The sequence below is a fragment of the Serpentinimonas sp. SSL01 genome (genome assembly GCF_056323735.1).
In genome coordinates, this window is sequence record NZ_CM150487.1 from 826,188 (window position 1) to 846,658 (window position 20,471).

A 20,471-nucleotide genomic window follows, 5' to 3' on the forward strand; every position below is an offset into this window, starting at 1 on the left:
GCGATCTCGTTTTGGGGTATGAAAAACGGCTTATTTGGGCGCCGTGACCGTGACCATGGCCGGGCGCAGCACGCGCTCGGCGATCAAGTAACCTTTTTGCAGCACCGCCACCACGGTGTTGGGCTCTTGCCCGGGTGCCGCCACCACGCCGATGGCTTGGTGCTGGTGCGGGTCGAAGCGCTTGCCGGCCTCGGGCGCGATCGGCTGCACCTTGTGGCGCGCCAGCGCGCTTTGCAGCTGCAGCAGCGTGGCCTCGGCCCCTTGGCGTATCTGCTGCGCCGTGGCCTCTTGCACCGCCAGCCCGGCTTCCAGGCTGTCAAGCACCGGCAGCAGGCTTTCGGCAAAGGCTTCGACGGCAAATTTGCGCACCTTGCTCACCTCTTCGTCGGTGCGCCGGCGCAGGTTTTCCATCTCGGCCTTGCTGCGCAGGTACTGCTCGGCCAGTTCGGCATTTTGGGCTTGCAGGCGCGCCAGCTCCTGCGCTTGCTCGGTTTGCAAGTCGGCGGCGTCGGCAGCCGCAGCCGCCTCGGCTTCTTCGGGCGAAATCGGGGCGTAGGGGGCGCTGGGCGCAGGGGCGGCGGGCTCGGGGCGGTGGTAGGTGGGGTCTGAATGGGCTGACATGGCGGCTGGTGCGAGGGGTGTTGCGCGCGACGCGGCTTTGGTGCTAGTTGAAGGTGAGAGCGAGAACTCTGCTCTGAGTATGGGGCGCAGGATCGCGCTTTCAAGGGCTGGTGGGCAAAAAATCCCCACTGGGCGCGGGCGGGTTCTGCTCAAGCCGCACCGATTGTGCCCTAAGGGGCGGGGCAGGGCAAAATCGAAAACCTTCATCAGCTCACGATTTCCTCGCGCGCGCGGGCGGCGGCGGGTGGGCTGGGTACGCTCTTGCTTAGGCGTCCTTCGGCCGCAATGGCGCTGCGAGCGCACCCGGTTCCCCCGCGTGGGCTGCGGCGGGCGAGCTGGGAACGCTCTTGCTTATGCGTCCTGCGGCCGCAATGGCGCTGCGAACGCACCCAGCCCACCCGCCGCCGCCCGGCTATGATGCGCGGCGCACACCGGAGCCTGCCATGCCGCCCGACCATTCCCAAACCAACGACCACGCCTCCGACTGGCCCGCCGCCTCCAGCCCCATGCTGCACATCGAGGCCGGGGTGGCCACCCTTACCTTGAACCGCCCGGCGCAGCGCAACAGCTTGAGCGATGCCGATTTGCAGGTGCTCCTGCAACACTTAGACAGCATCGAGGCCGATGCAGCGGTGCGCGTGCTGGTGCTGGCGGCGCGGGTGCAGCCGCCGCGGTCGGTGTTCAGTGCCGGCTACCACATGGGCGGCTTTGAGGCCGATGCCAGCCAAGGGCCGCAAGGCTTTGAGCGCGTGTGCGCGGCACTGGCGCGCGTGCGCCCGGTGACGCTGTGCGCGCTCAACGGCAGCGTCTATGGCGGCGCCACCGATTTGGCGCTGGCGTGCGATTTTCGGCTCGGGGTGCAGGGCATGGAACTGCGCATGCCGGCGGCCGCGCTCGGGCTGCACTACTGCGCCGGCGGCTTGCAGCGCTTTGTGGCGCGGCTTGGGCTGGGTGCGGCGCGGCGCATATTCTTGCTGGCGCAGCCCTTGAGCGCCGACGAACTGCTGCGCCTAGGCTACCTCGATGCCTTGGTGGCGCCCGAGGCGCTGCCCACCGAGGTGGCGCGCTGGTGCCACAGCCTGGTGCAACTGGCCCCACTGGCCCTGCAAGGCATGAAGCAAAGCCTGCAAGAAATCGCCTTGGGCGAGCACAACGCCACCGCATGGCGCGAACGCGAGGCCCATACCCAGCGCAGCGCCGACTTTGCCGAAGGGCGCGCCGCCTTTGCGCAGCGGCGCCCGGCGGTGTTTCTGGGGCGCTGAACGCCACCGGGCCGCACCTGCGGCCGCTTCAGCCCGACTCCGTCTGCTGGCGGACGGTTGCCACCCGAAAAACCGGCGGTCTGGATTGGGTGGCACGCGTGCGGGTTGCTGCGGGTCGAGCGCCCAGCAGGCGGCGCGCAAGCACGGATGGCGTGTCACGGCGTCCGTCTGCAATCAGGTAAACGATGACTTGGCTGCCTGTGACACGGTCAATCAGGCGATACGGCTTGAAAAAGGTCTGGCGGTATTCTTTGCTGCCTCCTCCTCAAACGATGTAGGTATGGACGAGGCCGATGGCGGCGCAGGCGCCGATCACTTTAATGACGTCCTGCTTGTACTTCCACAGCGCGATGAAGGCCGCCACCGAGATCAGTGCGTAGAACCACTCGAAGCCGCCGGAGAACGGCGCGGCCTCGGTGGCATGGGGGAAGATCACGTACCAGCCGAAAATGAGCGCCAAGTTGAGGATCACGCCCACCACGGCGGCGGTGATGCCGGTGAGCGGCGCGGTGAACTTCAGGTCGCCATGGGTGGATTCCACCAGTGGGGCGCCGGCCAAGATGAACACGAAGCTGGGCAGAAAGGTGAAGAAGGTGGCCACCGAGGCGCCCGCGAATCCGGCCAGCAGCAAGGCATCCGGCCCGAAGATCTCCTTGGTCCAGGCGCCGACGAAGCCGACGAAGGACGCCACCATGACGAGCGGCCCCGGCATGGTCTGAACCAAGGCCAGGCCGTCGATCATCTGAGTGCCGGTGAGCCACTGGTAGTGTTCCACGCCGCCCTGATAGACGAAGGGCAGCACCGCGTAGGCGCCGCCGAAGGTGACCAGCGCGGCCTTGGTGAAGAACTCGCCCATGTCGTTCAGGGTGCCGGCCGGCAGCATCAACATGGCCGCAGTCCAGAGCGCCAGCGCCACCACCAGGAGGGTGATGAGATATGACCAGCGAAAGCGCGTATGGGCGATGGGCGGCGTGTCGTCGTCGATCAGCGCCGGGCCGTATTGCTTGTTGCTGGCGCCGTGGCCGCCGCCCACCTTGAACTTGTCCGGCATGAGCTTGCCGCCCAAGGCGCCCAGCAGTCCTGCTGCTAGGACGATGTAGGGGAAGGGACTTTTCAAGGCGAAGATGGCGATGAACGACAACGCGGCCATGGCCCACAGCACGTAGTTCTTCAGCGCGCGCGAGCCGATGCGCCAAGCGGCGAACGCCACGATGGCCACCACCGCCGGCTTGATGCCATTGAACACCCCCTGCACAAAGGTGAGGTCACCGAAGACCAGGTAGACGTAGGTGAGCGCCGCTAGGATGAAGAAAGATGGCAGCACGAACAGGACACCGGCGACGATGCCCCCCCAAGTGCGGTGCAGCAGCCAGCCGATGTAAATGGCGAGCTGCTGCGCCTCAGGACCGGGCAGCAGCATGCAGTAGTTGAGCGCATGCAGGAAACGGTGTTCGGAGATCCAGCGGCGTTTCTCCACCAGCTCCTGATGCATGATGGCGATCTGCCCGGCGGGGCCGCCGAAGCTGATGAAGCCGAGCTTGAGCCAGTATAAGAAGGCCTCCCGGAACGTGGGGTGGGCAGGGCGCAACTGCGCGGTGTGTGCTGTGGTCTGATCGTTCACGTGGTCTTGTCCTCGTAACTCTTGAGTAGCCAGTCAAAAACTTCGCACGCGCGGGCAAGCAGCGTGTCGTCGTCGGGTTCAGATGCCCGCAAGCCGGCGAGCAGCGATTCGATGCCCAGCGCTTCCGCGACCGGGAGTCCCCCCACATCCAGGCAATGCACGAGCTCGCCCAGACGTACCAGCGCGGGGGCGGAATCAAGTCCGAAACTCGCCAGCAGCGTCTCGAAGGTGACCTTGGAGCCCACGTGGCTGAAGGCCGCGCCGTCGAAATCGAAGCCGAGCCAGCCGTCCCGGCAGTCGGCCGGCGAGCCGAGCCAGACGATGCGCGCGTCCGAGTCGATGAACCGCCGGATCAGCCAGGCCGAAGCGAGTCGGTCCACCCACGGACGCGCCCGCGTGGCCCAGGTCCGGCCTTGATAATCGGCGCGGTTCAGCCGCGGAATGTCCGCCTGCCGGGCGGTCGGCTCGTCGGCAGACACGCGACGGGTGATCGCGTCGCGCAGGTCGTCCAGCAGGCTCAAAGTCTGCCGCTGCGCCTCGCCTGGGAAGAAGTCGATGCGCGTCACCTGCTCGAAGCGGCGCACAAGCGGCTGGAGCTTGCGCGCGGCAGCTGCGACATCCAGGGAAGCCTGGCTCCGTCCGAGCTCTTTGATCTCCTCGGCGATGCAGGCGTACTCCGCGCCCCGGTCGAACAGGGCGCGCAGCGCGGCCTCCTGGGCTTCGTCACACCCCGAGAGTCGATAGACCTCGCCGCTGCCACCCACTTCCAACGCCTGCGCCGCCACTTTGTCCAGCGTCGCAGCACGGTCTGCCGAGTCGGGCAGCAGATAGACCCCGTCGCGCAACGTCGCGCAGCCCAGCGCTTTGACAGAACGCCAGACGCGCATGCGGCCGGTCGATGCCTTGGTGGGCAGGCTGACGAAAAGAGCGAGGTGGCTCAAGGAAGGCTCCTTGGTTGATTGTCGGTGTACTGTATATTATGTTACAGCTTGTTATATATACAACAATCCTGCTGGGGGCAATTTAAGGCATGGGTCTGGAGTCACCTAGCACCGTGCAAGACGCCACTACTAGGCTTGTAGGCTTGTCGCGCAGAATCCGTTCGCGCGGATTCATGGGCAGGCGAGATCAGGCGGCTGCTCTTGCATTGGAGCGGAGGGGCTGCGGCCAGGTTGTCCCCTGCGCCAACCGGATATTCCCCCGTGGGGACGAAAGGCGGATTCGTGCCCCCGATATTCAGCGCCTGTTCGAACATTTGCACCAGCGCATCAAAAAATGCCTGCGTCACGGGCCGTGCAGAAAAAACTTGTTGTCCTTGCTGGCGGCGTACAGGTCTTGCACCAGCCCCAGCACCTGATCGGGCGCCATCTGCTTGAGCAGCCGGTCTAAGTCGCTTTCGAAGGCTCTAGGGTGCTCCCTGTGGATCGTGACTTCATGGGGATAGCCTGAATGATGCCAATTAGCGAGATCGTTCTGTGAAAGTGCTCAAGCCAGTTCGATGCGCAGGTTTTTGCCCAAGGCCTTCGCAGCGCTGGTGAGCGTCGTCAGCGTCAGGCTGGTGTCGGTCTCGTCCAGAAGCCGATTCAGCGCCGCCCGGCTGGTGTGCATCTTCTGCGACAGCGCGGTCTTGCTCAAGTGCTGGGCTTTCATCTCTTGCGCGATCTGCCAAGCGACGACCCGCTTGATCGCCACGGATCAGCCCACGATTTCCTCGCGCGCTGGCGGCGGCGGGCGGGCCGGATACGCTCTTGCGGCCACGCCCCCGGCACCGTCTACCGTGCCAACGCCTTGAGCGTGTTCTGACCCTGCGGGCAGACTTGAAGGATCAACTCGCGCGCGGCGTGCTGGGTGAGGGTGCTGGGGCGTTGGGCGCTGCAGGCCAGCGCGACCGGTATGCGCAGCGCCGGCGGGCCGATCGCACGCATGGCAAAGGCCGCAGGCCGGCCCGATGCCGCCACCGCATGGCGCGGCAGCACGGCGCAGCCCAAGCCGTCGGCAACCAGATCGAGAATGGCGGCAACGCCGTCGATCTCGAGCGCGATGCGCGGGCGCAGGCCGAGCTTGGCCAGTTCCACCTCCACGTGCATGCGCAGCGCGTTGGGGCGGGTGGGTATGAGCAGCGGCAGCTGGGCCAGTTCGGCCAAGGGCAGCGGGGCAGGGTGCGGGGCAAGGGTTGGGGATGTTGCCCCAGATGGCGCATGGGGCTCAGCCTCGGGGTGGGCTTGCACCAGCATCAGCTCTTCGTCGAACAGGGGTTGCAACTCAAGCTCGGGCAGCGGCTGCGCGTTGTAGAGCAGCGCCAGATCCAGCCGGCCATTGAGCAGCGCGTCTTGCATGCTCACCGACAGCCCCTCGGTGATCGAGAGCCGGGCTTGCGGCAGTTGCTGGCGAAAGCGGCGCGTGAGCGGCACCGCAACCAGCCGCGCCAGCGAAGGCGGCAACCCGATGGCGACCCGCCCGGCCAAGGTGCCGCGCACCCGACCGAGCTCTTCGCGCGCCCGCTCCACCTGGTGCAGGATGCCGCGCCCGTGCTCGAGCAGCAGTTGCCCGGCTTCGGTGGGCACCGCGCCGCGGCCGTTGCGCAGCAGCAGGCTTTGGTGCAGCTCCACTTCAAGCAGCCGCACCTGCCGGCTCAAAGCCGGTTGCGCCACTTGCAGCGCCGCAGCGGCCTTGGTGAAGCTGCCCAATTCCGCGACGCGGACGAAGTAGCCGAGTTGTTTCAAGTCCATAGGCAGATTTTAGATAGCCTTCAGCCTGAAATGCCAATTTTTTATATCAGCTAGCGCCGTACGCCCGCTTGTCGGCACCGCCCATGCGCAACATAATCGACCTCGAGACACATTCAGCCTTCACCTCCCTCCGCAAACCCTCTGCCCATGGCGCAAGCGATTCGAGCGATTTCTTCGATGGCCACGCGGCTGCTGCTGGCCGATCTGGCGCGCGACTGTCAGGCCCAATCGGGGCTGGAGCTGCGGCTCGAGTCGGTCGGGGGTGTCGATGCGGCGCGTCGGGTGCAAGCAGGCGAAGCTTTCGACGCCGTGCTGCTGGCTGCCGATGCGATCGAGCGCCTGATCGCCAGCGGCCACGTGCGCCCCGACAGCCGGATCGACTGGGTGCGCAGCCCGGTGGCGCTGGCGGTGCGCGCCGGTGCGCCGCAGCCCGACGTGGGCAGCGAAGCGGCGCTGCGCCAAGCGGTGCAGGCGGCGCGCAGCCTCGGGGTTTCCACCGGGCCCAGCGGCACGGCGCTGCTGCAGCTGTTCGAGCGCTGGGGCCTGCTGGAGGCGCTGCGCCCGCGCATCATCACGCCGCCACCCGGGGTGCCCGTGGGCAGCCTGGTGGCCAGCGGCGCGGTGGAGCTGGGTTTTCAGCAGCTGAGCGAGTTGCTGCCGCTGCCGGGCATCACCCTGCTGGGCACCCTCCCGCCGGGTTGCGCGATCGAAACCGTTTTTTCCGCTGGGGTGTGCGCGACCAGCGCGCAGCCCGATGCGGTGCGCGCCTACCTGGATTTTTTGGCCTCACCGGCCAGCGCCGACTGCAAGCGCCGCCACGGCATGATGCCGCTTTGAGCCCAGCTTTCGCCAAACCCACCCATCACCCCCACACCCCCAATACCGCCCGCCGACCATGCACCCCAACCCTGCGCGACCGCCCCTGATCATCGACGTCCACGGCCACTACACCACCGCGCCGCCGGCGCTCGGGGCTTGGCGCGATTTGCAGATGGCTGCCCTCAAAGACCCGTCTATCGTGGCCGACCCCAAGGCGCTGAAGATCAGCGACGACGAAATCCGCGAGACCATCGAGCTCAACCAGTTGGCCAAGATGCGCGAGCGCGGCAGCGACCTGACCCTCTTTAGCCCGCGCGCCAGCTTCATGGCGCACCACGTGGGCGATCTGCGCACCTCGTCCGACTGGGCTGCTATCTGCAACGAACTGTGCGCGCGCGTGAGCCAGCTGTACCCCCAGCACTTCGTGCCGGTGGCCATGCTGCCGCAGTCGCCTGGCGTCGATCCCGCCACCTGCATCCCCGAGCTCGAGCGCTGCGTGCGCGACTACGGCTGCGTGGGCATCAACCTCAACCCCGACCCCTCCGGCGGGCACTGGAACAGTCCGCCCCTGACCGACCGCCACTGGTACCCGATCTACGAAAAAATGGTCGAGCACGAGCTGCCGGCCATGATCCACGTCAGCACCAGTTGCAACGCTTGCTTCCACACCACCGGCGCGCACTACATCAACGCCGACACCACCGCCTTCATGCAGCTGCTCCAAGGCGATCTGTTTGCCGACTTCCCCACCCTCAAGTTCCTCATCCCGCACGGCGGCGGGGCCGCGCCCTACCACTGGGGCCGCTACCGGGGCCTGGCGCAGGAGCTGAAAAAGCCGCTGCTGCAACAGCACCTGCTGGGCAACGTGTTTTTTGACACCTGCGTCTATCACCAGCCGGGCATCGATTTGCTGACCAAGGTGATTCCCGTGGACAACATCCTGTTTGCCAGCGAGATGATCGGCGCCGTGCGCGGCATCGACCCCGAAACCGGCCACCACTACGACGACACCAAGCGCTACGTGACGGCCACGCCCAACCTCACCGAGGAGCAGCGCTTCAAGGTCTTCGAGGGCAACGCGCGCCGGGTGTTCAAGCGCCTAGACGCGGCTCTCAAGCAGAAAGGACTGTGAGATGTACGAACTTGGCGTCGTTTACCGCCACATCACCCGCGCCGACCGGGCCGTGGCCGACCAACTGGCTGCCCTGGGTTCGGCCACCGTGCACGAGGCCATGGGCCGCGTGGGCCTGATGAAGCCCTACATGCGCCCCATCCAGCAAGACGTGCATGTGTCCGGCACGGCGGTGACCGTGCTGCTGCAACCCGGCGACAACTGGATGATGCACGTGGCCGCCGAGCAGTTGCAGCCCGGCGACATCGTGGTGGCCACCGTCACCGCCGATTGCAGCGACGGCTACTTCGGCGACCTGCTGGCCAGCAGCTTCATGGCGCGCGGCGCACGCGGCCTGATCATCGAAGCCGGGGTGCGCGACACCAGGACCCTGCGCGAGATGCGGTTCCCGGTGTGGAGCCGCTACGTGTCGTCCAAGGGCACCATCAAGGCCACGCCGGGTTCGGTGAACATCCCCATCGTGTGCGCCGGCGCCTACGTGACGCCGGGCGATGTGATCGTGGCCGACGACGACGGCGTGGTCTGCGTGCCCAAGGCCCTGGCGGCGAAAACGCTGGCCGAGGCACAGAAGCGCGAAGCCAACGAAGGCGCCAAGCGCGACCAGCTGGCGGCTGGGGTGCTGGGGCTGGACATGTACAAAATGCGCGAGCCATTGGCGGCGGCCGGGTTGCGCTATGTGGATTGAGCCGCCCCTGGAGCAGCACCCATGAGCAAACCCACCTCGGGTGACTACACCAAAACCCCCGGCTGGCTCGACTGGTTCACCGGCCCCAGCAAGCCACGGTTCCAGTTGCCGCCCGGCAGCGTGGACGCCCACTGCCATGTCTTCGGCCCCGGCGCGCGCTTTCCCTACGCGCCCGAGCGCAAATACACCCCCTGCGACGCCAGCAAAGAGCAACTGTTTGCCCTGCGCGACCACTTGGGCTTTGCGCGCAACGTGATCGTGCAAGCCACCTGCCACGGCGCCGACAACCGCGCCTTGGTGGATGCCTGCCTGGCCAGCGGCGGCAAGGCGCGCGGCGTGGCCACGGTGCGGCGCAGCGTCACCGACGAGGAACTGCAAGCCCTGCATGAGGCTGGCGTGCGCGGGGTGCGCTTCAACTTCGTCAAGCGTTTGGTGGATTTCACGCCCAAGGACGAGCTGCTGGAGATCGCCGGTCGCATCGCCAAGCTGGGCTGGCACGTGGTCATCTACTTCGAGGCGGTGGATCTGCCCGAGCTGTGGGATTTTTTCACCAGCCTGCCCACCACCGTGGTGGTGGACCACATGGGCCGCCCCGACGTGCGCCAGCCCGTGGACGGGCCGCAGTTTGGTCTGTTCCTCCGGTTGATGCGCGAGCACCGCAACGTGTGGTGCAAAGTGAGCTGCCCCGAGCGACTCTCCTTGAAGGGTCCGAATGCGCTCGACGGTGAACAGCATGCCTACCGCGACGTGGTGCCCTTTGCGCGCAAGGTGGTGGAGGCATTTCCCGACCGCGTGCTCTGGGGCACCGACTGGCCGCACCCGAACCTCAAAGACCACATGCCCGACGACGGCCTGTTGGTCGATTTCATCCCGCACATCGCGCCCACACCCGAATTGCAGCGCCAGCTGCTGGTGGACAACCCGATGCGCCTCTACTGGGCAGGTGCATGATGCCCCCACGCTTGTCGCTGCGCGCCTGCGCTGCCCCCCGAGGGGGTGCGAATCGCCTTGGGGCGGCCCGGCGGCGATTCATTTTTCCTTGAGGTGTACCCATGGCTCTGGACAAACCCTATCAAAACGTGCCCGGCACCATCATCTTTGATGCCGAGCAAAGCCGCAAGGGCTACTGGCTCAACCAGTTCTGCATGAGCCTGATGAAGGCCGAGAACCGCGAGCGCTTCAAGGCCGACGAGCGCGCCTACCTCGACGAATGGCCCATGACCGAGGAGCAAAAACAGGCCGTGCTGGCGCGCGACCTCAACTGGTGCATGCGCACCGGCGGCAACATCTACTTTCTGGCCAAAATCGGCGCCACCGACGGCAAAAGCTTCCAGCAAATGGCCGGCTCCATGACCGGCATGAGCGAGCAGGAATACCGCGACATGATGGTCAAGGGCGGCCGCTCGATCCAAGGCAACCGCTACCCGGGCGAAGACGGCGACGCACAGCCCCACCGCCAACCGCAAGGGGCCGCCCACCAAACCCAGCAGAAAGGCAGCTGAACCATGGCCCGCATCACCGCCTCGGTCTATACCTCGCACGTGCCCGCCATCGGCGTGGCCATCGACCAGCACAAAACCCAAGAAGACTACTGGAAGCCGGTTTTCGCGGGCTACGTGCAATCCAAGCAGTGGATACGAGAGAACCCGCCCGACGTCATCTTTCTGGTCTATAACGACCACGCTACCGCCTTCAGCCTCGACCTCATCCCCACCTTCGCCATCGGCACCGCGGCCCAATTCCAGCCCGCCGACGAAGGCTGGGGGCCGCGCCCGGTGCCGGTGGTCAAGGGGCACCCGGAACTGGCGGCGCACATCGCGCAGTCGGTCATCCAGCAGGACTTCGACCTCACCCTCGTCAACAAAATGGAGGTGGATCACGGCCTGACGGTGCCGCTGTCGCTGCTGTTCGGCGAGCGCGATCCGATCCAAGGCGCCTGGCCCTGCCCGGTGATCCCGTTCGCCGTCAACGTGGTGCAGTACCCGGCGCCCTCGGGGCGGCGCTGCTTTGCGCTCGGTCAGGCCATCCGCAAGGCCATCGAGAGCTACGACGCGCCGCTGAACGTGCAAATCTGGGGCACCGGGGGCATGAGCCACCAGTTGCAGGGCGCACGCGCCGGCCTGATCAACCGCGAGTGGGACCAAGCCTGGCTCGATCAAATGATCGCCGACCCGGCCGCCTGCGCCGCCAGGCCGCACATCGACTACGTGCGCGAGGCCGGCAGCGAAGGCATCGAACTGGTGATGTGGCTGATCGCACGCGGCGCCATGCCCGACGTGACCGACGGCCGCTCGATGGGCCCGCCGCCCCGCGTGCGCCACCGCTTTTATCACGTGCCCGCAAGCAACACGGCCGTTGGCCACTTGGTTCTAGAACCCGCCTGAAGGAAACCCCAGCCATGACCCTCAAAGTCGCCCTCGCCGGTGCCGGCGCATTCGGCATCAAGCACCTGGACGCCATCGCCAAAATCGATCAAGTCGAAGTCGTTTCGCTTATCAGCCGCGACCTGGAAAAAACCCGGCAAGTGGCCGCTCAGTACGGCATCGCGCACGTGGGCACCGAATTGGCCGATGCGCTCAAGCTCAAGGAAGTGGATGCCGTCATCCTGTGCACCCCGACGCAGATGCACGCCGAGCAAGCGCTGGCCTGCCTGCGGGCGGGCAAGCACGTGCAGGTCGAAATCCCGCTGGCCGACAGCCTCAAGGGCGCAGAGGCGGTCCTGGCCTTGCAGCAGCAGACCGGTCTGGTGGCGATGTGCGGCCACACGCGCCGTTTCAACCCCAGCCACCAGTACGTGCACCAGAAAATCGAGGCCGGGCAGTTCAACCTCCAGCAGATGGATGTGCAGACCTATTTTTTCCGGCGCAGCAACATGAACGCGCTCGGCCAGCCACGCAGCTGGACCGACCACCTGCTCTGGCACCACGCCGCGCACACGGTGGATTTGTTTGCTTGGCAGTGCGGCGCCCCCATCGTCAAAGCCAACGCCCTGCAAGGCCCGATCCACCCCCAGCTGGGCATCGCGATGGACATGTCGATCCAGCTCCTGGCCGCCAACGGCGCCCTCTGCACCCTGTCGTTGAGCTTCAACAACGACGGCCCGCTGGGCACCTTCTTTCGCTACATCGGCGACAGCGCCACCTACCTGGCGCGCTACGACGACCTGTACAACGGCAAGGACGAGAAGATCGACGTCAGCCAAGTCGATGTGTCGATGAACGGCATCGAGCTGCAAGACCGCGAGTTCTTCGCCGCCATCCGCGAAGGCCGCGAACCCAAAGCCAGCGTGGCCCAGGTGCTGCCGTGCTACCGCGTGCTGCACCAGTTGGAGCAGCAGTTGCAGGGCTAGGGCCTATAAACTTGCTGCAACGGGCTTGGGCCCAGACAAGCCCGGGGCGGTTGGATTTTTTAGTCGGCGCGCGGCAGCGGATGTATGGGCTCGCTGGGGTCGTCGCGCTGATAAACCTTGCGCAGCAGCCTGATCAGGGTGTGGCGTTCCTCTGGCGTCAATTGGGTGACGGCTTCGGATTCCAGCGTTGACACCACTTGTTGGGTTTGCGCTTGCAGTTGCTCACCCGCTGCGGTGGCATACAGCCCTTGGGCGCGCCGGTCATTGGGGTGGGGCCGTTTTTCAATCAGCCCGCGCGCTTGCATCTGGCGGATCATGCCCACCAGGTTGGGCGGCAGAATGGCCAACATCGAACTGAGCTGTCGGGACGTGATGCCGGGGTTGTGGGCGATCAGCGTCAAGACCGAAAAATCGACCACCCGCAAGCCGTAAGGCGCCATGCGCTCCATGAACACCCCGATCACGGCCAAGGCCGCCCGGCGGGCGTTGTAGCCGATCAGGCTTTCGAGAAAGGCGTTGTCGATGGCGGTGGGTATCTCCACCGGGGAAAGGCAGGTGGCTTCGGTGGACGCTTCAAGCACAGTGGACATAGGCCGGATGTTACCCCGAGGCAGCGCTCACTTGGGTGCTTTGGGTTTGATGATGTTTGGGGCTGCGTCGGCATGCAAGGCCTCCACCAGCGCCTCGCGCTGTTTGAGCACCATGCGTTGGTTGATCGAGCCCTTGTCGGTGATTTCACCCCGGTCGATGGATGGCGGCTCGGCCAACAACAGGGCGCGGGCGATGCGGGTAGCGCTGCCCGTGGCAGACTGGGCCAGTTGATCGACCAGTTGCTGGAAATGGCTGCGCACTGCGGGGTGGTTCAGCACGTCTGGCCAAGGCGCGTGGGGTGGCAAAGCGCTCAACGCCCTGACGTGCGGACTCGGGAAGATCAAGGCGCCCACTTCGCCACGGTTCAGGCCAGTGAGCACGACATCTTGCACATAAGGCGAGCCGGCGGCAATTACCTTGGCGCGCATCGGGCCGACGCTGACAAAGGTGCCGGTGCTGAGCTTGAAGTCTTCGGCGATGCGGCCATCGAAACGCAAGCCTTTGTGCACGTTGGCCGGGTCGATCCAGGCCACGGCGTCGCCGCTGCAAAAAAATCCTTCGTCGTCAAAAGCCTGTGCGGTGGCTTCGGGGCTGCGCCAATAGCCGGGGGTGATGTTCGGGCCTTTGTAGCGGATTTCGGTCTTGCCGTCGGTCTCGATCAGCTTGATTTCGAGCCCTGGGCCGGGCACCCCCAGATCGCCGGCTTGCACGTCGCTGCTGTTGACCGACAAGGCGAACGGCCCAGATTCCGTCATGCCCAAGCCCGTTCCCATGACGATGCGCTCCCCGATCTCCCGTTCCTGCACCGCGTGCAGGGCATCCCAGATGGGCTGCGAGAGCGCCGCAGCCGCGTAAAAGAACATGCGCACTTGGCTGAGCAGGTTCTGGCGCAGCACGGCATCGGTTTGCATGACCTCGGCGATCACTTCAAAGCCGGTGGGGACGTTGAAGTACACCGTAGGGGCTATCTCGCGCAGGTTGCGCAGCGTCTCGCCCATCAGCGCCGGCACGGGCTTGCCCTCGTCGATGTAGAGCGTGCCGCCGTTGTACAGCACCATGCCGAAGTTGTGGTTGCCGCCAAAGGTGTGGTTCCAGGGCAGCCAGTCAACCAGCACCAGCGGCTCCATGGCCAGCGGGGTCAAAAACTGACGCATCTGTTGCTGGTTGGCGCACCACATGCGCTGGGTGTTGATGACGGCCTTGGGCAGCTTGGTCGAGCCCGAGGTGAAGAGGAATTTGGCGATCGTGTCTGGTCCGACCTTGGCGTAGGCTGCGTCCACAGCAGCCGTGGGCTCGGTCGCCATGAGCCGATCGAAACGCATCCATTGGCCGTCTGCGCGCTGAAAGCGCCCCGGATGCGTCAGCACGATCGGGCAATCGGCCGGCACGGTGGCCCGCAGGGCGTCGGCATATCGGTCTCCGTCGCTGGCAAACACCAGGCCGGGCGTGAGCGTGGCCAGCACGTGTTTGAGTTTGCCGAAGTCGGTGCTGAGGGTCGAATAGGCCGGCGAAGTCGAGCAATAGGGGATACCAACGTACAGGCACGCCAAGGCAAGCAGTGCATGCTCCAGATCGTTTTCGCTCAGAATGACGACCGGGCGCTGCGCGCTCAGCTTGTGTTGCAGCAGCGCTTGCCCGATGCGGCGCGCACCCGCCAGCGCTTGCGCAAAAGTCAGGTGCTGCCAGTCGCCCAACGCCCCGTCGGGCAGGCGCTCGCGGCGGGCAAACAGGGTGCGATCGGGTGCCGTCTGCACCCAGTGTAGGAGTCGCTCGCCCATGGTGCGGGCGTAGGGCTGCAACTCGGCCTCGCTGCGCAGATAGCGCACGCCTTGGGCGCCTTCCCGCACCCGCACTTGGCTCACACCGAACGCCACCGCACGGTAACGCGGCTTGCTGGTGGGTGTGCTCATGATTTTTGCACTTTGCTGGCGCGTCCTTCGAGAAAAGCCCTGACCCGCTCTTTGGCTTCGGGTGCAGATTGGGCGATGGCCGCCATCAGGGCCTCGGTCATCAGGCCGTGGTCGGCGCTTTGCTCGGCAATTCGTGGCAGCACGTGGGTCAGGGCAAAGTTGGTGGCCGGCGTGTTGAGGGCAATCTTTTCTGCCAGCTCCAGCGCCTTGTCCAAGGCTTGGCCAGCGGGCACCAGATACTGAGCAAAGCCCGCCCGCTCGCCTTCTTGGGCGTTGTAGACGCGGCCGGTCAGCATCATGTCGGTCATGCGCGCCACGCCGACCAGTCGCGGCACGCGCACCGATCCGCCACCACCGACAAAAATACCCCGCGAGCCCTCGGGCAGTGCGTAGAAGGCCGATTCATCGGCCACGCGGATGTGGGCCGCGCAGGCCAGTTCGAGCCCACCGCCCACAACGGCTCCGTGCAAGGCCGCGACCACTGGCACGCGGCCAAACTGCACCGCATCCAGCGCCTTGTGCCACATCCGGGAGTGGTGCATGCCCTCGACCGCGTTGCGCTCGCTCAGTTCGCTCAGGTCCAGCCCCGCGCTGAAATGGCTGCCGTCTCCCGCGATCACGGCCGCTTTGATGTCGGGGCCAAAGCCCTCGAAAGCCTGGCGCAAGCCCATCACCAGCCCATCGTTGATGGCGTTGCGCTTGGCCGCACGGGTGAGCCGCACGATGGCCACGGCGCCCCGCAGTTCCAGAGAGAGATCGGCAGAAAGGGCGGTGATTGACATGGGGTCTCCTTGCTTGAGCGATGAAATCTGGTTATAGTATATAAATAAAAATCGCCAATCACAACGGGCTCAAGGGTTATCCCATGGGCCGATTGACGCCAACCACTGGAGACCCATCCGATGAAAACCTTTGCCCATCGTTTTGCCCACGCTTGGCTGCTCGACGGGGTGCGCACGCCCATGGTGGACTATTGCGGAGCCTTTGGCGACATCTCGCCGACCGACATGGGCATCAAGGTGGCACGCGCCGTGATCGAGCGCGCCGGTGTGGCGGCCAGCGATGTGGACTCTGTCATCACCGGATCGATGGCGCAGGCCGATTTCGATGCCTACATGCTGCCTCGCCACATCGGCCTCTACGCCGGGGTGCCGCTGTCGACGCCAGCCATTTTGGTGCAGCGCATCTGTGGCACCGGCTTTGAGCTTTTGCGCCAAGCAGCCGATCAGATCGCCTTGGGTTATGCCGACCTGGCGCTGGTGGTGGGCGCCGAGTCGATGACGCGCAACCCGATTGCCGCTTACAACCACCGCACGGGTTTCAAGCTGGGAGCACCGGTGGGTTTCAAGGATTTTTTGATGGAAGCGCTGATCGACACCGCGGTGCCGGTGACGATGATCGAAACCGCCGAAAACCTGACCCGCCTATACGGCATCAGTCGGGTCGACGTTGACCGCTACGCCTGCCGCTCGTTCGAGCTTGCGCTCAAAGCCCAGGCCGATGGCTTTTTGGCTGGCGAGATCGTGCCGGTGCAGTCCGAGACCTTTGCACTGGCCGGTTACCACCCGCGCGGCATCCGTTTGCCACGCAAGGTGGCGCAGGTGGCGCAAGACACCCACCCGCGGCCGTCACCGGTGGACGCGCTGGCCCAGCTGCGCACCGTTTATGAAGGCGGTGTGCAGACGGCAGGCAACAGCTCGGCCTTGGTCGATGGGGCCGCGGGGGCGCTGGTGGCCAGCGACGCTTACGTGCAGCGCCATGCCCTCAAGCCGCTGGCGCGGCTGGTGGGTGCCGCCGCCGTGGGGGTGGCGCCAGAAATCATGGGCATAGGCCCGGCCCCGGCCATTCGTGCCTTGCTCGAGCGCTGCGGGCTATCCCTAAACGACATCGACTTGTTCGAGATCAACGAGGCCCAAGGCGCACAGACCATTGCGGTGGAGCGCGAGCTGGGGCTGGATCGCAACCAGCTCAATGTCAACGGGGGCGCCATTGCCCTGGGCCATCCACTGGCGGCAACCGGGTTGCGCCTGACGATTACCCTGGCGCGCGAGCTCAGGCGCCGTGGTTTGCGCTATGGGGTGGCCTCTGCCTGTGTGGGCGGCGGCCAAGGGATGGCCCTGCTTGTGGAAGTCTGATTGCAACGTTCACTATGTTTCGGAGACAAACATGAAAATCATCACCGCCGACGAAGCGGGCGCCCTGATTCCCGACGAAGCCACCATTTTCTTGGGCGGTTTGGCGGTGACCGGGTTAGCCGAAGAGGTGTTGCACGGCCTCGAGCGCACCTTTTTGCAGACCGGCCATCCGCGCCAGCTCAGCACTTGGGCCTGTGGCGCGATCGGCAATTCTGGCGCGGCCGGCATGAAGCACTTTGCCCACCCAGGCATGATCAAGCGGGTGGTGGCCGGTCATTTCGGTCAGACCGGCAAAGAAATGATGAAGATGGTTTTCGATGGCGAAGTCGAGGCCTACAACTTCCCCCAAGGCTCTTTATCGCACCTCACGCGGCAGATTGCCAACCGTTCGCCGGGCTTGCTGACCCAAGTGGGTCTGGGTACATTTGTCGATCCCCGGCTGGAGGGCGGCAAGATGAACCGCCGTTCGACGCAAGACCTGGTCAAACGGGTTCAGTTTGAGGGGCAGGAGTGGCTGTATTACGCGCCACCAAAAATCGACGTCGCCATCATTCGCGGCACCTTGTCCGATGAGCGGGGCAACATCACGCTGGACAAAGAAGGCATGCTGCTGGAACAGTTGTCGATCGCCCAAGCGGCCAAGCGCTGCGGGGGCATCGTGATCTGTCAGGTCGAGGCCGTGGTGCAGGCCGGCAGCTTGCACCCGAAGTCGGTGAAGGTGCCGGGCATGCTGGTCGATTACGTGGTCATCGGCCAACCCGAAAACCACATGCAGAGCATTGCCACGCAGTTCAATCCCGCCTTGTGCGGCGATGTGCAGGTGCCGGTGGACCATTTGCAGCCCATGCCGCTCGACGAGCGCAAGGTCATTGCCCGCCGGGCTGCCATGGAGGTCACGCCGGGGGCGGTCACCAATCTGGGTATCGGTATTCCGGCCGGCATTCCGGCCGTGGCCGCGGAAGAGGGCGTTTCAGACCTGCTGATGCTGTCGATCGAGTCCGGGGTCAATGGCGGTATCCCCGCGCAACTGGGTGACTTTGGCCTGGCTTACAACGCGGAGTCGATCATTGAGCAGAGCGCGCAGTTCGACTTTTACGACGGGGGCGGCCTGGATGCCAGTTTCCTGGGGCTGGCCCAGACGGATGCCCACGGCAATGTGAACGTGAGCAAGTTCAACGGACGGCCTGTGGGGTGCGGGGGCTTCATCAACATCACACGGGCGACCCGCAAGCTGGTGTTTTGCGGCAGCTTCACGGCAGGCGGCCTGAACGTGCAGGTGGGTGATGGGCGTTTGACCATCATTCAGGAGGGCAAGGCTCGCAAGTTCATCGACCAGGTCGAGCAGATCACGTTCAACGGCCATGACGCAGCTGTACGGCAGCAAGAGGTCGTTTTCATTACGGAGCGGGCGGTCTTCCGGTTGCGCGAAGACGGCCTGGAGTTGACCGAAATCGCGCCCGGTGTGGACCTGGAACACGACGTCCTGGCTCACATGGCTTTCCGCCCATTGATGAAGGCGGTCAACACCATGGACCCCGGTATTTTCAGTGAACGCTGGGGAGGACTCAGCGCCCACCTGGGGCGATGAGGGGTTACAAGGCCAATACCAGCCGGGGGCTCAATGCCCTTGAGCAGCAAGGCAGGAACTGATCGTTGGCTGCTCGCTCCTCGTCGGTGAGGTATTGGTCGCGGTGATCCGGCAAACCGGATTGCACACCCGTCAGGCAAGTCCCGCAGACCCCTTGCTCGCACGACATGGGCACCTCGATACCGGCCGCCAGCAGGGCAGCCAGCGCCGTCTGGTCGGGCCGGACTGGTATCACCCGGCCATCACTCGCAAGTTCGAGTTCGAAAGCAGCATCACCTGCCGTTGACACGGGAGCTGCACCAAAGTATTCGCGATGCAGGCGCTCCTCTGGCCAGCCTGCCTCGCGTCCGGCCTTCAGAACGGCCTCGATGAAGCCTTGTGGGCCGCAGACGTACAGATGCGTCCCCGCCGGCACTTGCTGCAAGGTCGCGCTGATGTCGAGCTTCTGGTGGTCGGCTCCGTCATCAAAATGGTGCTGCACCTGGCTGGCGTAGGGTGCAGCGGCCAGCTCAGCCATGAACGGGGTGCGTTCGCGGGAGCGCGTGCAAAAGTGCAGCCGAAAGGGCTGGCCGGCCTGTGACAGTGCTTGTGCCATGGCCCATAGAGGGGTGATGCCGATACCACCGGCCAGCAGCAGGTGAAACGGCGCCGCGTCGGCCAGCGGAAAGTGGTTGCGGGGCGAGCTGATGGCCAGGGTGCTGCCTTCGCGCAAGTGTTCGTGAACAGCCTGGGACCCGCCCCGGCTGGCGGCGTCGCGCAACACAGCGATGCGATAAATCCCGCCATCGCCCGGAGGGTTGCACAAGGAGTACTGGCGCACCAGTCCGCCGGGCAAATGCACATCAATGTGCGCACCGGCCTCGAAGGGCGGCAGGGGTGTGGTGTCCACGCTGGCCAGGTCGAGGCTGACGATGTCCTGCGCGGCCTCACGCCGAGCAACCACACGCACGGTCATAATGACCGCGCTCATGCGACCACTCCTTGCTCGGCGGCGAGCAGGCGATCGATGATCTTGCGGGACTGCACGCCACCGGTGTCGATGTTGAGCATCAGCAGCTTGCGGTCCGGGTGGGCGCTCAGGTTCTTTTGCTGGCGCTCCAGCATCTCCAGATCCTCGGAGAAGATCTTCCCCTGGCCTTCTCGGATCTTGTCGGTCAGTTCCTGATCGTCGGGTTTGAACCGACGGGCCATGCCCCAGAAGTAGTGGATGGAGGTGTCGGTTTCCGGCGTGATGAAGTCCACCACCCAGCTGGCTGCCTTGACCGCGTCCGGGGCGTGGTAACCGCCGTTGCCCGCCAAAGCCACGCCCACCTCGATCATGACGTGGCTGGGGGGCGTGAAATGGCAGACCTGCCAGCGGTCCACCGGCTGGTCGTCGGGCAGGCCGTTGAGCCGCAGCGCCATCTTCCAGAACGGGGGCGCTTCGATGTTTTCCATGTACCGTTCGGTGATGACGTGATCTCCCTCCACACGGGTCTTGCAGGGGACTTCGTCGATTTCTTTCTGACCGATGCTGTTGCTGTGCACGTAGGTTTCGTGCGTCAGGTCCATCAGGTTGTCGATCATCAGCCGGTAATCGCAGCCAATGTGATAGAGCCCACCGCCGTATCCGAAGGCCGGATTGCCCATCCACTCGAACGCGGGGACCAATGCCACATCGGCGCGGCTGGGGTGGCCCGGCCACACCCACACGAAGCCATGCGCCTCATGCACCGGGTAACTGGCGATGGCCGGAAAACCCCGCACGCGCTGACACGGCATCGAGGCCGTCTTGCCATCACCTCCCATGGCCAAGCCGTGGTAGCCGCACACCAAGGTGTCGCCCTGCACGAAGCCCAGCGACAGGGGAGCCCCCCGGTGTGGGCAGAAATCCTCCACGGCAGCGACCTGGCCGGCGGCGTTGCGGAAGAACGCCATGGGTTGGTTGCAGATGCGCCGCCCCAGCGGACGTTCGGTGCCGATTTCATCGCTGCGCGCAGCGACATACCAGGTGTTGAGTGGGAACATGCGGTCTCCTGTGGAATTTACA

19 protein-coding genes and 2 pseudogenes are annotated in these 20,471 nt (G+C 65.2%); 10 read left to right on the forward strand and 11 right to left on the reverse strand.

Going from position 1 to position 20,471, the window contains the following annotated elements; genetic code table 11:
- Window positions 1–30: 30 nt before the first annotated feature.
- Complete coding sequence (grpE, locus tag ACVMK0_RS04015) at window positions 31–621, reverse strand: nucleotide exchange factor GrpE (RefSeq protein ID WP_250960047.1); 591 nt, start codon at window positions 619–621, stop codon at window positions 31–33.
- A 443-nt stretch (window positions 622–1,064) separates the two neighbouring features.
- On the opposite strand from grpE, the gene ACVMK0_RS04020 reads away from it, so the two are divergent.
- The gene (locus tag ACVMK0_RS04020; RefSeq protein ID WP_250960046.1) at window positions 1,065–1,883 is read left to right on the forward strand and encodes an enoyl-CoA hydratase/isomerase family protein; all 819 of its coding nucleotides are present in this window, start codon (window positions 1,065–1,067) and stop codon (window positions 1,881–1,883) included.
- A 118-nt stretch (window positions 1,884–2,001) separates the two neighbouring features.
- On the opposite strand, the pseudogene ACVMK0_RS04025 reads toward ACVMK0_RS04020, so the two are convergent.
- The 5 genes and pseudogenes from ACVMK0_RS04025 to ACVMK0_RS04045 all read right to left on the reverse strand — a co-directional run.
- Window positions 2,002–2,148 (reverse strand): annotated as a pseudogene (locus tag ACVMK0_RS04025) (type II toxin-antitoxin system RelE/ParE family toxin); the annotation flags it as partial.
- Window positions 2,149–3,504 (reverse strand): chromate efflux transporter, encoded by a 1,356-nt coding sequence (chrA, locus tag ACVMK0_RS04030; RefSeq protein WP_476464385.1) that lies wholly within the window; start codon window positions 3,502–3,504, stop codon window positions 2,149–2,151.
- A complete protein-coding gene (locus tag ACVMK0_RS04035) occupies window positions 3,501–4,445 on the reverse strand; it encodes a chromate resistance protein ChrB domain-containing protein (protein WP_476464386.1) in 945 nt (314 codons plus the stop codon). The genes chrA and ACVMK0_RS04035 overlap by 4 nt, the downstream gene beginning before the upstream one ends.
- Window positions 4,446–4,989: 544 nt before the next feature.
- A pseudogene (locus tag ACVMK0_RS04040) lies at window positions 4,990–5,199 on the reverse strand (helix-turn-helix domain-containing protein); the annotation flags it as partial.
- 77 nt (window positions 5,200–5,276) lie between these two features.
- A complete protein-coding gene (locus ACVMK0_RS04045; RefSeq protein ID WP_476464387.1) occupies window positions 5,277–6,233 on the reverse strand; it encodes a LysR substrate-binding domain-containing protein in 957 nt (318 codons plus the stop codon).
- Window positions 6,234–6,380: 147 nt separating this feature from the next.
- On the opposite strand from ACVMK0_RS04045, the gene ACVMK0_RS04050 reads away from it, so the two are divergent.
- The 7 genes from ACVMK0_RS04050 (at window position 6,381) to ACVMK0_RS04080 (ending at window position 12,218) form a co-directional block, all read left to right on the forward strand.
- Window positions 6,381–7,070, forward strand: a complete 690-nt coding sequence (locus ACVMK0_RS04050; protein ID WP_476464388.1) for a substrate-binding domain-containing protein — start codon at window positions 6,381–6,383, stop codon at window positions 7,068–7,070.
- Window positions 7,071–7,155: 85 nt separating this feature from the next.
- Window positions 7,156–8,184: an amidohydrolase family protein gene (locus tag ACVMK0_RS04055; protein ID WP_476464646.1), complete on the forward strand. Its 1,029-nt coding sequence runs from the start codon at window positions 7,156–7,158 to the stop codon at window positions 8,182–8,184.
- A 1-nt stretch (window position 8,185) separates the two neighbouring features.
- Entirely contained in the window at window positions 8,186–8,869 is a 684-nt protein-coding gene (gene ligK, locus ACVMK0_RS04060) for a 4-carboxy-4-hydroxy-2-oxoadipate aldolase/oxaloacetate decarboxylase (protein ID WP_476464389.1), read from the forward strand.
- Window positions 8,870–8,890: 21 nt separating this feature from the next.
- Complete coding sequence (locus ACVMK0_RS04065) at window positions 8,891–9,820, forward strand: amidohydrolase family protein (protein WP_476464390.1); 930 nt, start codon at window positions 8,891–8,893, stop codon at window positions 9,818–9,820.
- A gap of 101 nt (window positions 9,821–9,921) precedes the next feature.
- On the forward strand, window positions 9,922–10,371 hold the full coding sequence (gene ligA, locus ACVMK0_RS04070; protein WP_045535219.1) for a protocatechuate 4,5-dioxygenase subunit alpha: 450 nt from the start codon (window positions 9,922–9,924) through the stop codon (window positions 10,369–10,371).
- A gap of 3 nt (window positions 10,372–10,374) precedes the next feature.
- Window positions 10,375–11,253, forward strand: coding sequence for a class III extradiol dioxygenase subunit beta (locus ACVMK0_RS04075; RefSeq protein WP_476464391.1), 879 nt, complete (start codon window positions 10,375–10,377; stop codon window positions 11,251–11,253).
- Window positions 11,254–11,267: 14 nt separating this feature from the next.
- A complete protein-coding gene (locus ACVMK0_RS04080) occupies window positions 11,268–12,218 on the forward strand; it encodes a Gfo/Idh/MocA family oxidoreductase (RefSeq protein ID WP_045535225.1) in 951 nt (316 codons plus the stop codon).
- Window positions 12,219–12,277: 59 nt separating this feature from the next.
- Here the strand turns inward: ACVMK0_RS04080 and ACVMK0_RS04085 are convergent, their stop codons facing one another.
- Genes ACVMK0_RS04085 through ACVMK0_RS04095 form a run of 3 tightly spaced genes read right to left on the reverse strand, consistent with a single transcriptional unit; the run spans window position 12,278 to window position 15,501 of the window.
- Window positions 12,278–12,808 (reverse strand): MarR family winged helix-turn-helix transcriptional regulator, encoded by a 531-nt coding sequence (locus tag ACVMK0_RS04085; protein WP_476464392.1) that lies wholly within the window; start codon window positions 12,806–12,808, stop codon window positions 12,278–12,280.
- A gap of 27 nt (window positions 12,809–12,835) precedes the next feature.
- A complete protein-coding gene (locus ACVMK0_RS04090) occupies window positions 12,836–14,719 on the reverse strand; it encodes a feruloyl-CoA synthase (RefSeq protein ID WP_045535240.1) in 1,884 nt (627 codons plus the stop codon).
- Window positions 14,716–15,501 carry a crotonase/enoyl-CoA hydratase family protein gene (locus ACVMK0_RS04095; RefSeq protein WP_476464393.1) on the reverse strand — a complete coding sequence of 262 codons (786 nt, stop codon included), beginning with the start codon at window positions 15,499–15,501 and terminating at the stop codon, window positions 14,716–14,718. Before ACVMK0_RS04095 ends, ACVMK0_RS04090 begins: the two co-directional genes overlap by 4 nt.
- Before the next feature lie 120 nt (window positions 15,502–15,621).
- Here ACVMK0_RS04095 and ACVMK0_RS04100 point away from each other — a divergent pair, with 120 nt between their 5' ends.
- Together ACVMK0_RS04100 and ACVMK0_RS04105 are read left to right on the forward strand one after the other, a co-directional pair.
- A complete protein-coding gene (locus tag ACVMK0_RS04100; protein WP_476464394.1) occupies window positions 15,622–16,854 on the forward strand; it encodes a thiolase family protein in 1,233 nt (410 codons plus the stop codon).
- 31 nt (window positions 16,855–16,885) lie between these two features.
- On the forward strand, window positions 16,886–18,442 hold the full coding sequence (locus tag ACVMK0_RS04105) for an acyl CoA:acetate/3-ketoacid CoA transferase (RefSeq protein ID WP_476464395.1): 1,557 nt from the start codon (window positions 16,886–16,888) through the stop codon (window positions 18,440–18,442).
- Between the two features lie 4 nt (window positions 18,443–18,446).
- Here ACVMK0_RS04105 and ACVMK0_RS04110 read toward each other — a convergent pair whose 3' ends face one another.
- Window positions 18,447–19,412, reverse strand: coding sequence for a PDR/VanB family oxidoreductase (locus ACVMK0_RS04110; RefSeq protein WP_476464396.1), 966 nt, complete (start codon window positions 19,410–19,412; stop codon window positions 18,447–18,449).
- Window positions 19,409–20,449: a Rieske 2Fe-2S domain-containing protein gene (locus ACVMK0_RS04115; RefSeq protein ID WP_476464397.1), complete on the reverse strand. Its 1,041-nt coding sequence runs from the start codon at window positions 20,447–20,449 to the stop codon at window positions 19,409–19,411. The genes ACVMK0_RS04110 and ACVMK0_RS04115 overlap by 4 nt, the downstream gene beginning before the upstream one ends.
- Between the last annotated feature and the right edge of the window lie 22 nt (window positions 20,450–20,471).